This is a genomic window from Actinotalea caeni (genome assembly GCF_009733795.1).
Lineage (GTDB): Bacteria > Actinomycetota > Actinomycetes > Actinomycetales > Beutenbergiaceae > Pseudactinotalea > Pseudactinotalea caeni.
The window spans coordinates 40,751-54,079 of record NZ_WNXX01000022.1 but is presented as its reverse complement, the minus strand read 5'-3'; the positions used below and the strand labels follow the sequence as shown (position 1 = coordinate 54,079).

11 protein-coding genes, 1 pseudogene and 1 riboswitch are annotated in these 13,329 nt (G+C 73.8%); of the genes and pseudogenes, 2 read left to right on the top strand and 10 right to left on the bottom strand.

From position 1 onward, the window contains the following. Positions 1–112 precede the first annotated feature (112 nt). Complete coding sequence (locus tag GPA02_RS15780) at positions 113–1,192, bottom strand: thiamine ABC transporter substrate-binding protein (protein ID WP_156201397.1); 1,080 nt, start codon at positions 1,190–1,192, stop codon at positions 113–115. Between the two features lie 56 nt (positions 1,193–1,248). Next, a riboswitch (TPP riboswitch) is annotated at positions 1,249–1,351 on the bottom strand. A gap of 58 nt (positions 1,352–1,409) precedes the next feature. On the opposite strand from GPA02_RS15780, the gene GPA02_RS15775 reads away from it, so the two are divergent. Next, complete coding sequence (locus GPA02_RS15775; RefSeq protein WP_156201396.1) at positions 1,410–1,661, top strand: DUF4235 domain-containing protein; 252 nt, start codon at positions 1,410–1,412, stop codon at positions 1,659–1,661. Positions 1,662–1,731: 70 nt separating this feature from the next. After that, positions 1,732–2,964: a glucose-1-phosphate adenylyltransferase family protein gene (locus GPA02_RS15770; RefSeq protein ID WP_204986647.1), complete on the top strand. Its 1,233-nt coding sequence runs from the start codon at positions 1,732–1,734 to the stop codon at positions 2,962–2,964. Between the two features lie 30 nt (positions 2,965–2,994). Here the strand turns inward: GPA02_RS15770 and GPA02_RS15765 are convergent, their stop codons facing one another. From GPA02_RS15765 to dcd, 9 genes and pseudogenes are all read right to left on the bottom strand, one after another. Then, complete coding sequence (locus GPA02_RS15765; protein ID WP_156201394.1) at positions 2,995–4,863, bottom strand: asparagine synthase-related protein; 1,869 nt, start codon at positions 4,861–4,863, stop codon at positions 2,995–2,997. A gap of 176 nt (positions 4,864–5,039) precedes the next feature. Continuing rightward, complete coding sequence (mnhG, locus tag GPA02_RS15760) at positions 5,040–5,399, bottom strand: monovalent cation/H(+) antiporter subunit G (RefSeq protein ID WP_156201393.1); 360 nt, start codon at positions 5,397–5,399, stop codon at positions 5,040–5,042. Beyond that, on the bottom strand, positions 5,396–5,800 hold the full coding sequence (locus GPA02_RS15755) for an MrpF/PhaF family protein (RefSeq protein WP_193567879.1): 405 nt from the start codon (positions 5,798–5,800) through the stop codon (positions 5,396–5,398). The genes mnhG and GPA02_RS15755 overlap by 4 nt, the downstream gene beginning before the upstream one ends. Further along, a complete protein-coding gene (locus tag GPA02_RS15750) occupies positions 5,797–6,375 on the bottom strand; it encodes a Na+/H+ antiporter subunit E (protein WP_156201392.1) in 579 nt (192 codons plus the stop codon). The genes GPA02_RS15755 and GPA02_RS15750 overlap by 4 nt, the downstream gene beginning before the upstream one ends. Continuing rightward, a complete protein-coding gene (locus tag GPA02_RS15745; RefSeq protein WP_156201391.1) occupies positions 6,368–7,933 on the bottom strand; it encodes a Na+/H+ antiporter subunit D in 1,566 nt (521 codons plus the stop codon). The genes GPA02_RS15750 and GPA02_RS15745 overlap by 8 nt, the downstream gene beginning before the upstream one ends. Beyond that, positions 7,930–8,613, bottom strand: coding sequence for a Na(+)/H(+) antiporter subunit C (locus GPA02_RS15740; RefSeq protein ID WP_156201400.1), 684 nt, complete (start codon positions 8,611–8,613; stop codon positions 7,930–7,932). Before GPA02_RS15740 ends, GPA02_RS15745 begins: the two co-directional genes overlap by 4 nt. 100 nt (positions 8,614–8,713) lie before the next feature. Beyond that, positions 8,714–11,593: pseudogene (locus GPA02_RS15735) on the bottom strand (Na+/H+ antiporter subunit A); the annotation flags it as partial. Between the two features lie 196 nt (positions 11,594–11,789). Then, on the bottom strand, positions 11,790–12,710 hold the full coding sequence (locus GPA02_RS15730; RefSeq protein WP_156201390.1) for a hypothetical protein: 921 nt from the start codon (positions 12,708–12,710) through the stop codon (positions 11,790–11,792). Then, positions 12,710–13,288, bottom strand: a complete 579-nt coding sequence (gene dcd / locus GPA02_RS15725) for a dCTP deaminase (RefSeq protein WP_156201389.1) — start codon at positions 13,286–13,288, stop codon at positions 12,710–12,712. The genes GPA02_RS15730 and dcd overlap by 1 nt, the downstream gene beginning before the upstream one ends. Positions 13,289–13,329 lie beyond the last annotated feature (41 nt).

The window sequence follows — 13,329 nt, the reverse complement described above, 5'->3', positions numbered from 1 at the left end:
CCCCGCGGACCGCGCGCGAGCGGGCGCCGTGGCCGCGGGCGCGCGGCTGCCGCCCGGACCCCGCTCGGCGGCGACGTCCGGCCGGTGGGGTCGGGGTCCGGGGTGGGCACGGTCAGTCGAGGACGGTCTCGGTCCAGGTCTCGATCCAGGCGTCCCGGCCGGCGTCGATCGCCTCCGGCGCGACCTCGATCGGGTCGTCGGCCAGCGGTGCGAACGCGACCCACGACTCGGGCAGCTCGACCCCCTCGTCGACCGGGTAGACGTACATGCTCTCCGGCAGCGACGCCTGCACCTGGGGGCTCAGCATGAAGTCGACCCACGCCCGGGCGCCGTCGGGGTTGGCGGCGCCGGCGAGCACCCCGACGTACTCGACCTGGCGGAAGCAGGTGTCGAGCAGCGCGCCGGTCGGGGCCTCGGTGTCGCCCTCGCCGACCTCGAACGCGGGCGAGGTCGAGTACGACAGCACGATCGGCCGGTCGCCCTCCCCCTCGGAGCCGGAGAAGTCGACGTAGTAGGCGTCGGACCACCCGCTGGTCACCTTGAGGCCGTTCTCGCGCAGCTGCGCCCAGAACTGCGCGTACCCGTCCTCGCCGAACGCGCCGACGGTCGCGGTGAGCATCGCGAGCCCGGGCGACGACGTGGCGGGGTTGCTCACGACCAGCAGGTCGGCGTACTCGGGCCGGGTGAGGTCCTCGAACGTGCTCGGCTCCGGCAGCCCGGCCTCGGCGAACCACGCGTGGTCGACGTTGAGGCAGACGTCGCCGATGTCGACCGGCGTGAGCGCCTCCGACCCCGGCAGCAGGTACTGCTCGGCGCCGGCCGGCAGCGCCGGCGAGCGGTAGGGCTCGAACACCTCCTCGGCGACCGCGCGCGAGGCGAAGGTGTTGTCGATGCCGTAGGCGACGTCGCCGAGCGGGGCGTCCTTGGTGAGGATCAGCTGGTTGACGAGCGCGCCGCCGTCGCCGGGCGCGCTCAGCTCGACCTGGTAGCCGGTCTCGGCCTCGAACTGCGCCACCAGGTCCTCGGGGACGTGGAACGAGTCGTGCGTGACCACCCGCACGGTCTCGCCTGCGGAGGCGGAGCCGCTCGGCTCCGCCCCGCCGCCGGCCAGCGAGCACCCGGTCAGGGCGGCGGCCGCGGCGACGGCGAGGGTCGTGACGAGGCGCGGGACGCCCCGGGTGTGGCTGCTCACGTGATGTGACCTCCTCAGGTTCGCTGAGAAGGGGTGCCGCCACCCGGCGGGTGGACGGCGAGAGATGCTCGACTCCCTTCGCCGGTGCTAACCGGAGCAGGTTCGAGGGTCTGCGGCGTACCGCACTCTCAGCGCTGGAGCGCTCCCCTGTCGTGGTGACCACGCTAGCGCACCGCACGACCCCTAGGGTGGGTGTGACCGGCCACAGGAGGTTGCAGTGAACCCGCAGAAGCTGATCACGACCGTCATCACGCTCGGCACCGGGCTCGTCGCCACCAAGGCGCTCTCGCTGGTGTGGAAGGGCGTCACGGGTCACGAGCCGCCGAAGGAGATCGACGACGACGGCGAGATCTCGGTGACCGAGGTGGTCGTGTTCGCCGCGGTCAGCGCGGCCGTCGCGGCGATCGTGCGCGCCTACGCGACGCGCGGCGCCTCGAAGTGGCTCGGCTCCAGCATCGCCAAGTCCTGAGCCGGACGATCGGCCTGGAGGGTCGTCTCGCCCGGCCCCTGGCACCACCCCGCGCACTAGCATGGCGCGGGTGGCCCGACACGACGTCCTCGCGCTCGTCCTCGCCGGCGGCCAGGGCAACCGCATGGAGGTCCTCACCCAGGACCGCGCCAAGCCTGCACTCCCGTTCGCCGGTGTCTACCGACTGCTCGACTTCCCGCTGAGCAACCTGCGGCACAGCGGCGTCGAGGACGTCTGGATGGTCGTCCAGTACGAGACGCAGAGCATCATCGAGGTGCTCGCGGGCGGGCGTCCGTGGGACCTCGACCGCAGCCACGGCGGGCTGCGGGTGCTGCCGCCGCAGCAGGAGGCCGACGGCGAGGGCGGCTGGCACGACGGCAACGCGGACGCGATCTACGCCCACCGCGACGCCATCGCGCGCGAGGAGCCCGAGACGCTGCTCGTGATGAGCAGCGACCACGTCTACAGGCTCGACCACAGCGAGCTGCTCGCCCAGCACCGCGCGTCGGGCGCGGTGGCCACGGTCGTGACCACCCGGGTGCCGGTTGCGCAGGCCGGGCACCACACGGTGATCGACGTCGACGACGACGGCCGGGTCACGGGGCTGGCCGACAAGCCCGAGAAGCCCGCGCACGGCGTCGTCGCGACCGAGGTGTTCGCGTTCGACACCGCCGTCGTGCTCGAGGTGCTGGAGGAGCTCGCGAGCGAGGACCGCAGTCTCGGGGACTTCCCGGACCGGCTGCTGCCCGCGCTGGTCGAGCGCGGCACCGTGCGGGAGATGCGGCTGCAGGGCTATTGGAAGGACGTCGGCCGGCCGGAGACGTACTTCGAGGCGCACCACGACGTGCTGGTGTCGCGCACCCGACGGCGCAGCACCGACCTCCGGCTCGACGACCCCGCGTGGCCGGTCCTCAGCCGCGACGTGCCCCGGATGCCGGCGTTCGTCGAGCAGAGCGGCCGCGTGATCGACAGCCTGATCAGCCCGGCGTGCCGTGTCGCGGGGCGGGTCGAGCGCAGCGTGCTCGGGCCGGGCACGGTCGTCCAGGAGGGTGCGATCGTGCGCGACTCGGTGCTGCTGCACGACGTCACCGTGCGCGCGGGCGCACGGGTGCACCACGCGATCGTCGACGACGGCGCCACGATCGGGGCCGAGGCCGTCGTCGGGAGCGCGCGCATCGCGGGTGCCCTGCCGACGACCGAGGAGCTCACGCTGATCGGTGCGCGGGCCCGCATCTCGGCCGGCGCGAAGGTGCCTGCGGGCGACCGCGTCGACCCCGGCGGCCGACGTCGCCAGGCCGGCTGACCTGCTGATCGAGCGACCAGCGCTACGCCCTCAGGGGCGGAGCACCCTGCCCACCCGGCGGCGGACACCGCGGACGACCTGTCGCGCCCGACGCCACGCCGCCGCGAGGACCTCGCCGGGCCGGTGGCGCACCACCGCGGTGCTCTCGGGACGCCCTGGCTCCACGTGCACCGGGCGGCTGGCCGTCGCCGCCCGACCCTCGGTGCCGAAGCGGCTCGCGAGCGCCCAGGCGACGGTCGCCAGGTGCCAGGTCTGCACCGCGTCCTTCCGGGACGGGGTGCCGGCGCGGCCGAGGAAGCCCTCGACCCGCCGCCGGTCGACCAGCTCCCAGAGCTCGGGCGGCGCGTCGAGCACCACCTCCCGCAGCACCTCCCTCACCTGGTTGAGGTCGGTGCGCCAGTCGAGGCCGGCCCGGCCGCCGTGCCGGCCGCCGACCGGCTCGCGCTGCTCCCACGCCGCACGCGCGGCGGGATCGGTGGGCGCCGTCCGGTCGAACGCCCACCGCTGGCCTGCGAAGCGGATGCCGGCGAGCTCGGGCGCCAGCCGGTCGAGGACGTCGGCGACCAGGCGCTCGCTCGTGCGCGTGGGCAGCGGCACCCGGCGTGCGGTCGCCACGACGTGGTGGTCGAGGAACGGACGCCACCCGAGCGAGCCCGTCGACGTGGCGCTGCGGGCCGCGCCCTGCCACCGCGCGATCCGCTGCCGCACGTAGAAGTCCTCGAGCGCGGCACCGGCGTGCTGGCGCGCGCTCTCGAGCCAGGGAGCGACGTCCTCCTGGTAGGCCGCTCCCAGGTCCGGGTTCAGCCGGCGCACGCCGACGAGCAGACGCGCCCGCAGCTCTCGCTCGGCCTCGACAGCGTCGTCGAGGTCGGCCATCGAGGAGGCGAAGTAGCCTCGGAGGATCTCCCCGCCGCTGCCGGAGAAGGGCACCAGCTCGGGCCGGTAGACGTCGTCGACCTTGCCGACGCGGTCGTAGGCGCCGAGCATGCCCTCGCCCAACCGGACCGCCGCGTGCAGCCGCTCGAGCGGGTCGACGTCGATCGCGCCGTGGCGCATCCCGCTGGGTGGGTGCACGTGGTGCGGGGTCCCCAGAGCGGCCGCGACCTGTGTCGCGACGACGACGTCGGGGTCGTCGGCAGCGCCGGTCGTGCGGGCCTGCACGGGCACGCCGGCCGCATGCAGGAGCGCGAGGATCAGCCGCGAGTCCCGACCGCCGGTGAGGCCCAGCCGGACCGGCTCGGCGAGGCCGGCCAGCGGTCGGACGCTCGCGATCAGGCGCTCGGCGACGTCGGCCGTCGTCGCCGTGCCGAGGTCGGTCGAGGCGAGCGGGTGCACGGCGACCTCGTGGGCGTCGGCGCGCAGCCGTGACGCGGGCGCGAGCGCCCGCACCCCGACGAACGCGGTGCGATCCGTCACGGGGTACCCGGTGGCGACCACGCCCGCCAGCCCGACGAGATCGGCGGTGGGTCCCGCGGCGTCGGCGACGAGGTGGACGAGCAGCGCGCGGTTGCCCACCACGACGGCGTCGGCCGTGCGGGCGTGGTAGACGACCTCGGCTCCGGACGCGCAGGTCTCGGCGGTGAGGCCGTGCTCGTCGGCCGCCAGCCGCGCCCAGACCCCGGCGACGTCACCGGAGCGCGCCGGGCCCGCGGGCTGCACCATGTACCCGGACCACCCGGTGGCGCCGTGCCCGTCGGGGGCGCTGGTCAGCAGCGGGCGGTCCAGCTGGTGCGGCTCGTTGTGCCACGCGTGCAGGTGCACCCGGCCGTCGGCGGAGCGCCACGAGGCGTCCGGTCGGCCGTCGGTCCGGAACGGCAGGCCGCGCCGCGCGACGTCCGCGACCGCGGTCTCGTCCACGGCGCGCCCGTCGAGCCGCAGCACACCGAGGTAGACGCGCAAGGGGCTCTCGCCTCCTCGGTCCCGACCGGCACCGGCGCCGGCTCGCTCACCACTGTAACCAGCGGCACCACGGCACGGCCCGACGTCGGACGGCGTCGAGCACCTCGAGACGACACCGGCCGCTCAGCCGGTCGGGGCGACGAAGCCCTGAGCCGGTCCCGGGTGTCGGGGCGGGCTCAGCCCGGCGTCTCGTCGGCCTTGGCGCGCTCGAGGTCCTCGGTGAGCTCGTCGACCTCGAGCAGGTCCTCGCGGACCTTGCCGGTCCGGTAGCCGGCGCGGCCCACCATGTGCGCCGACACCGGCGCCGTCATGAACTGGAAGACGATGACGAGGATGAGCTTCCACGCCACCTGGCTCGACCCGATCGACAGGCCCAGCCCTGTCATCGAGAGCACGAGCCCCAGCACCTGCGGCTTGGTGCCCGCGTGCATGCGGGCCAGCAGGTCGGGGAACCGCAGGATGCCGATGGCGGCCACCAGCGTCAGCGCGCACCCCAGGAGGAAGCACGCCGACGCCACCCACTCCACGACGCTCACTGCTGCTCCCCCTCCGGGTGGGCGCGCTGCGCTGCGGAGTCCCGGCCCGCGGCGGAGCGGTCCCGCTCGCGCTCGAGCGCCTCGCGCAGCCGCGCGTCGTGGATCCGGACCTCCTCGGGGGTCAGGATCCGCCCCTCGTCCTCGGGCTCGACGGCGACGAACCGCGCGAGCGTGACCGAGCCGATGAACCCCACCAGCGCCAGCACGACGAGCACGTTGACCAGGTCGCTGCGCCCGGTGGCGGCGCTCCACATCGCCAGCCCGCCCATGAGCGATGCGACCAGCGCGTCGAGGGCGATCGCGCGGTCGAGCATCGACGGGCCGCGCTCGATGCGCGCGACGATGAGCAGCGCCGCGACCGCGAGCATCGCGCCGCCGGCCCACATGACCACCGGGCTCATGCGGACACCTCCTGGGAACGACGGCGCAGCAGCCTGCGCCGCGGCGGCAGGCCGGCCTCGGCGATCTCCTCGTCGGTGGCCAGCGCGTAGATGACGCGTCGCTCGATCTCGAGCGCGTGCGCGCGAGCGCCGTCGATGCCGCCGGCGTCGTCGACGTCGAACACGTGCACGTAGAGGGTTCCCGAGAGCCGGTGCGCCTCGACGATGATCGAGCCCGGCACGAGCGAGCACAGCTGCGCGGTGATCGTCAGCAGCAGGTCGGAGTGCGAGCGCAGCCGCACCCGGATGACGGCGGCGCGCGGGTGCTGCCCGAACGCGAGCGCCTTCTTGGCCACCTGCACCGACGCCATGATCACGTCGACGAAGAACCGCACGACGAGGACGACGATGCCGGGCAGCCACGGGCGCCCGTCGAAGCCGACGCGCGGCATCGGCAGCAGCACCATGACGAGGGCGCCCAGCACCAGCCCGGCGAGCACGTTGGCGAGCGTGAGGTCGCCCCACAGCAGCACCCAGGTGGCCGCGAGCCACACGATCATCGGCCAGCGGGTCCAGAGCCTCACGCGCTCAGCCATCGTCGTCACCCCCGGCGTCGGCGGGCTGGTCGCCGACGGCCTCGTCGCTCGAGCCGTCGCCCCGCTCGCCGTCGACCAGCACCGAGGCGATGTACGGGTTGCGCGACTGCAGGTCGGCGGCCGCGGAGTCGGTGTAGGAGCCGAGGGGGCCGGCGACCACCGCGAACGCGACGCCGACCGCCGCCAGCACGGCCGCGGGCCCGAACATCGTGCGCGGCACGGTCGTGTCGGGCAGCGGCTCGGGCGCCTCCTGCCAGAACGCGCGGTTCCACGCCTTGACGATCGCGTACAGCGTGAGCAGCGAGGTCAGCAGACCGGCGGCGACGCCGGCGTAGGCCAGCGGCGTGCCGAGCTCCGCGCCCGCCTGCAGCAGCCCGATCTTGCCGAGGAAGCCCGACATCGGCGGGATGCCCGCGAGGTTCATCGCCGGCACGAAGAACAGCACGGCGAGCGCTGGCGTCAGCCGCCCGAGGCTGCCGAGCTTCTCCAGCGACGTCGTGCCGCCCCGGCGCTCGATCAGACCCGCGACGAGGAACAGCGCGGTCTGCACGGTGATGTGGTGCGCGACGTAGAAGATGGCGGCCGACAGCCCCGCCTTGTTGGCGAGCGCCACCCCGAACACCATGTATCCGATGTGGCTGACGAGCGTGAAGGAGAGCAGACGTTTGAGGTCGTCCTGCGCGACCGCGCCGACGATCCCGACGAGCATCGTGACGATCGCCGCCACCAGCAGGATGTCGTCGAGCCGCCCGGACGGGAACAGCAGTGTCTGGGTGCGGATGATCGCGTAGACGCCGACCTTGGTGAGCAGGCCCGCGAACACGGCCGTGACCGGCGCGGGCGCCGTCGGGTAGGAGTCCGGCAGCCACGCCGACAGCGGGAACACCGCGGCCTTGATGAGGAAGCCGAGCAGCAGCATCACCTGCAGCACCAGCGCCATGCCGGGGTCGATCCGGTCGATCCGCTCGGCGAGCTGAGCGAGGTTGAGGGTGCCGGTCGTCGTGTAGACGAACGCGATCGCGACGAGGAACAGCACCGACGACAGCAGCGAGACGACGACGTAGATCGACCCTGCCCGGATGCGCTCGCCGGTGCCGCCGAGCGTCAGCAGCACGAAGCTCGCGCCGAGCAGGATCTCGAAGCCGACGTAGAGGTTGAAGAGGTCGCCGGAGAGGAAGGCGTTGGCGACGCCCGCCGCCAGCACGAGGTAGGTCGGGTGGTAGATCGCGATCGGGGCGCCCTCGTTGCCGTCGGCGAGGCCCTGGGCGAGCGAGTAGAGGAGGACGCACAGCAGCACGATCGCGGACACGAACAGCATGAGCGCCGACAGCCGGTCGCCGACGAGCGAGATGCCCACGGGGGCGCTCCACTCGCCGACGTTGACCACCTGCGGGCCCTGCGTGTGCGCCACCAGCATCAGTGCGCCCGCGGCGAGCAGCACGAGCGTGATCGCGACGGCCGAGATGATCGACTGCAGCTTGCTGCGACCGCCGAGGGCGAGCGCGAGCCCGGCGGCCACGAGTGGGATGACCACGGGGAGGGGGACCAGCCAGGTCACGGCGCATCACCCTCTCGTCGCGGCGGCTCGGCGCCGCTGTCGTCCGTGTCCTCGGCCGGTGCGCCGGCGTCGCCGGCTCCCTGGTCGACGGCGTCGGGCTCCTCGGTCTCGGCGCGTCCGGGGTCCGGCGGGCCGTCGGGCTCGGTCGGGTTGCCGCCGCTGCCCACCGGGTCCTCCCCGTCGAGCGTGACCTGGTCCGACGGCGGGGCCGGCGGCACCGGGGTCTCCTCGGTCTCGTCGCGGGCCTCGGCGGCCTCGACGTCGAGGTCGGCGGCACCCTCGTCGGCGCGGTCGACCGGTTCGCCGACGCGTGCGAGGCGCGCCGCGATCCGGCGGTCCTCGAGGTCGTCCTGCACCTCGTCGTGGCCGTGCAGCTGCCAGCTGCGGTAGGCCATCGCCAGCACGAAGGCGCTCAGCCCGAGCGTGATGACGATCGCGGTGAGGACCATCGCCTGCGGCAGCGGGTCGGCCATCTCCTCGGTCGGGGTGGTGCCGACGAGAGGCGGGCCGCCGGCACGGCCGCTCGCGATGAGGAACAGCGTGTTGACGCCGTTGCCGATGAGGATGAACCCGACGATGACGCGCGAGAGGCTGCGCTCCAGGACGAGGTACACGCCGCAGCCGACGAGCACGCCGGCCGCCAGCACGAGCACGAGGGCGGGGCTGATGTCGAGCTCCATCACGCGCCCCCGTCCCGCTGCCGACCGGCTCGGGGGCCGGGCGGACGTCGTCGGGCGTCTCGCGCGGGGAGTCGTAGGCGATCTCGGGTGCGGTGGTGCCGGCGACCTCGCCCTGCCGGTCGACCTCGGCGCCGAGGGTGCGCAGGATGTCGAGCACGAGGCCGACGACGACGAGGAAGACGCCGATGTCGAACAGCAGTGTCGAGACGATGTGGATGTCGCCCAGCGGACCGGCGGCGATGTCGACGACGACCGACTGCAGCACGGTGCCGCCGAACAGCATCGGCACCATGCCGGCACCGGCCGACAGGAACAGCCCGCCGCCCAGCAGCGCACCGGGCAGCACCGGCGCCGCCTCCCCGAGCTCGTAGCGGCCGCCCGCGAGGTAGCGCAGCGTCAGCCCGATGCCCGCGACGATGCCGGCCACGAACCCGCCGCCGGGGGCGTTGTGCCCGCTGAACAGCAGGAACAGCGCGAACACGAGCATGGTGTGGAACACGAGCCGGGTGGTGACCTCGAGGATCACCGACCGGCGCCGCGGCGAGAGCGTCGCGCCGCCCGAGAGCCACTGCCGCCCGCGACCGGCGCGCACCTCGCCGGTGGCCATCGCGCTCGCGACCGCCGCGTAGCCCTTGACCTTCTGCGGCAGCGCCTCGGCCCACACGGTGCCGCCCCGCGCGTCACGAGCTCGCTCGACGCCCCCCGAGCGGGTGCGGAGGAAGATGAGCGACGCGATGCCGGTGGCGGCCGCCAGCAGCACCGAGATCTCGCCCATGGTGTCCCAGGCGCGGATGTCGACGAGCGTCACGTTGACGACGTTCTTGCCGTAGCCGAACGTGTAGGCCTCGTCGGGGAACAGCGGCCAGATCGGCTCGTCCACGCGGTAGCCGGGCGCGACGAGCGCGACCGCCATGACGACGAGCGCGACCGCGACCGCGAGCACGACCCGCCACCACCGGTCGGCGGCCAGCGGTCGGTTGGAGTAGTACGCGGGCAGCCGGCGCAGCACGAGCACGAAGACGACGATGGTGACGGTCTCGACGAGCGCCTGGGTGAGTGCGAGGTCGGGGGCGCCGTGCAGCGCGAACAGCACGACCAGGCCGTACCCGGTGATGCCGAGCAGCACGACCGACTTCAGGCGGCGGCGGGCGCGCGCCGTCAGCACTGCGCCGATGATGATGATCGTCGCCACGACGGCCTGGACGGCGGTGTCCCACCATCGCCACGACGTCACCTGAACGCCACCGACGACCATCGCGGTCGCGACCGAGGCGACCATGACCGAGAGGATGACGGCGAGGTAGAGCGGCAGCGAGCCTCGCTGGGTGCGCGACGTCACGACGACCGAGACGCGGTCGATGCGGCGCATCGTGTTGCGGTAGGCGCGGTCCATGTCGGGCGGGCTGACGACGGCGTCCTGGAGCCGCTCGACGCGGTCGCGCAGCACGAACAGCACGACGCCCGCGACGACGATCGCCACGGTCAGCAGCAGCGGCAGCTCGAACCCGGCCCACAGGGTCAGGTGCCCGGCCTCGCCGACCGGGTAGGTCTCGGCGTAGGGGCCGAGCAGGGTCTCGCCGACGACCGGGAACAGGCCGGTCGCCAGCCCGAGGAGCGCGAGCACGTTCGGCGGCACGAACAGGCCCACCGCCTCGCGGTCGACCTCGGTGTCCGGCTGGCCCTTCTTGGTGCCGAACGCGCCCCACACGAAGCGGGCGCCGTAGGCGAACGTGAGCACCGAGCCGAGCACGACGACGATGCTGGTGACGACCGCCGTCGGCTGGTCGGAGTGCAGCAGGCCGGCGAGTGCCGCCTCCTTGCCGACGTAGCCGGCTGCGGGCGGCAGCCCGACCATCGACGCGGTCGCCAGCAGACCGGGCACGAACGCCCACCGCAGCGACCGGTGCAGGCCCGAGAGCTCGCGCAGGTCACGGGTGCCGGCGGCGGCGTCGACGACACCGACCGTGAGGAACAGGGCGGCCTTGAACATCGCGTGCGCGCCGATCAGCGCGATGCCGGCGAGCGCGACGCCGCGGTCGGGCTGCCCGACCAGCAGGATGAGGAAGCCGAGCTGCGACACCGTGCCGAAGGCGAGCAGCAGCTTGAGGTCGTGCTGCCGCAGCGCCCGGTAGCCGCCGAGCAGCATGGTGGCGCCCGCGCTGACGAGGATCACCCAGCGCCAGGCGGGGACCTCGGCGTAGCCGGGCGCGAGCCGCGCGACGAGGTACACGCCCGCCTTGACCATGGCGGCGGCGTGCAGGTAGGCCGACACCGGCGTCGGCGCGGCCATCGCGCCGGGGAGCCAGAAGTGGAACGGCAGCAGCGCGGACTTGCTGAGCGCGCCGACGAGCACGCACACGAGCGCGACCGGCAGCAGCGGCCCGGAGACGGGGTTCTCGACGAGCTCGCGCAGCGAGTAGGAGCCGCCGTCGACCTGGCCGAGGATCACGATGCCGGCGAGCATCACGAGGCCGCCGAACGTCGTCACGATGATCGCCTGCATGGCGGCGCGGCGGGCGCCCTTGCGGTCGAAGTAGTGGCCGACCAGCAGGTAGGAGAAGACGGTCGTCAGCTCCCAGAACACGTACAGCACGAGCGTGTTGTCCGTGGTGACGAGCCCGAGCATCGCACCCGCGAACGCGACGAAGATGCCGGCGAAGCGGCCGAGGTACTTGGCGCCGGTGGCGAAGTACCAGGCGCAGTAGAAGAGCACGCACGCGCCGACGCCACCGACGATGACGACCATGAACCACGACAGCACGTCGAGCCGCATGTCGAGGTTCATGCCGATCGCGGGCATCCACGACATCGACACCGTGGGGCCCTCGCCGCGCAGCACCGCGGAGGTCTGCGTGACCGCCCAGATCGCGGCCGCGGCCGGTGCTGCGGCGAGCACGAGGAACCCGCGCCGCCCCATCAGCTTCATCAGTGCGGGCGCGACGAGAGCCGCGGCCAGGTGCACCAGAAGCAGCAGCAGCACGTCCGCTCCGAACGGTTGGGGTGGGCGTGGTCAGGAGTTGTGACGTCGGGAGCCCTACGAAGACCGGGCGAACCGACACTGCCGAGCTGCCGCGACCGGACCATTCTACCGGCGCACGGCCGTGCTCCCGCGCGCCGTCTCGATGCGACCGGGCGCTCCGGTGACGGGATCGTCGCAGGTGGGCGTGGCGCCCGGGTCAGCCGAGGTCGACGAGGAAGCCGTCGTCGTCGACCGCCTGGCCGTCGACGGCGGCGAGCACCGCGCGGGCGGCGGCGTCGACCCGCGCGACCGCGTCCGCCGGCAGCGTGCCCGAGGGGCCCGGGTAGCAGCGCACCTCGTAGACGATCGGACCCGTCCACTCGCGCCCGCCCAGCACGACCGGCAGGGTCGGCGCGGGCTCGACCGCCACCGTGTAGACCGCGCCGTCGGCGGCCGGTGCCTCGACGCCGTAGGACTCGCTGACCTGGGGCTCCTCGAGCGCGGCGGCGTCGTAGGCATCGGCCTCGGCGTGCCACCAGCGGCGCTCGGCCTCGTCCTGCAGCAGCGGCGCACCGGTGACGGCGTCCGGGGGCACGGCGGCCGCCGTCCCGCCCTGCACGACCACGCCGGGCAGGTGCGGCTCGAGCACGTGCAGCAGCGCGTCCGGCTCCAGCCACACCTCGCCGTAGACGAGCAGGTCCGGCAGCGCCGTCGGCACGAGCAGCATGCCGTCGGCGCCGCTGACGCGCAGGCCGCCGCCGGTGCGGCGGGCGACGGCGAGCGCGAGCTCGACCAGCTGGCGCTCGTCGGCGACGGGCTCGCCGTCGGCGAAGGCGTCCAGCAGGTCGCCGCGGCCGCGCAGCTCGGGCGGCACCGGGTCGCCGCGCTGCTCGGGCGCGACCAGCCGGTAGACGCTCACCACCCAGTCCGGCAGCGGCAGCGGCGGTGGCGGCCAGGGACCGTCGACGGCGCACCCTGGCAGGACCTCGACGAGCAGCCGGTCGCCGCCCTGCACGCTCGCCTCGGGGAACCTGCTGAGGACGAGCGCCTCGACGTCGGTGGCCGTGACGCCGTCGGGCACCACGAGGAGGTGGTGGGCGGCCGCCTGCGCGGCGTCGAGGCCGAGCGGCGGGGTCATCAGCCGACGTCGGTGCGGTGGAAGCCCAGGTGCGACCGCGACGCGGTGGGGCCGCGCTGGCCCTGGTAGCGCGAGCCGGTCGCGCCCGAGCCGTAGGGGTTCTCGGCGGGGCTGGTGAGCCGGAAGTAGCAGAGCTGGCCGATCTTCATGCCGGGCCACAGCGTGATCGGCAGCGTGGCCACGTTGCTCAGCTCGAGCGTCACGTGCCCGGAGAAGCCGGGGTCGATGAACCCGGCGGTCGAGTGGGTCAGCAGCCCGAGCCGGCCCAGCGAGGACTTCCCCTCCAGACGCGCGGCGACGTCGTCGGGCAGAGTGACGAGCTCGTAGGTCGAGCCGAGCACGAACTCGCCCGGGTGCAGCACGAACGGCTCGTCCGGTGCCACCTCGACCAGCCGCGTGAGGTCGGGCTGGTCCGCAGCCGGGTCGATGACGGCGTACTTGTGGTTGTCGAACAGTCGGAAGTAGCGGTCGAGCCGCACGTCGACCGAGGACGGCTGGACCATCGCCTCGTCGTAGGGGTCCAGACCGATGCGTCCGGATCCCAGCTCGGCGCGCAGGTCGCGGTCGGAGAGCAGCACGGGCGACACGCTACAACGCCGGGCGCGGGCGCCGGTGCGGG

Excerpts from the sequence above, each read along its gene's own strand:
- GPA02_RS15755 (WP_193567879.1), bottom strand. The coding sequence starts at position 5,800 with ATGAGCCCGGTGGTCATGTGGGCCGGCGGCGCGATGCTCGCGGTCGCG.
- GPA02_RS15750 (WP_156201392.1), bottom strand. The coding sequence starts at position 6,375 with ATGGCTGAGCGCGTGAGGCTCTGGACCCGCTGGCCGATGATCGTGTGG.
- GPA02_RS15740 (WP_156201400.1), bottom strand. The coding sequence starts at position 8,613 with ATGGAGCTCGACATCAGCCCCGCCCTCGTGCTCGTGCTGGCGGCCGGC.
- GPA02_RS15730 (WP_156201390.1), bottom strand. The coding sequence starts at position 12,710 with ATGACCCCGCCGCTCGGCCTCGACGCCGCGCAGGCGGCCGCCCACCAC.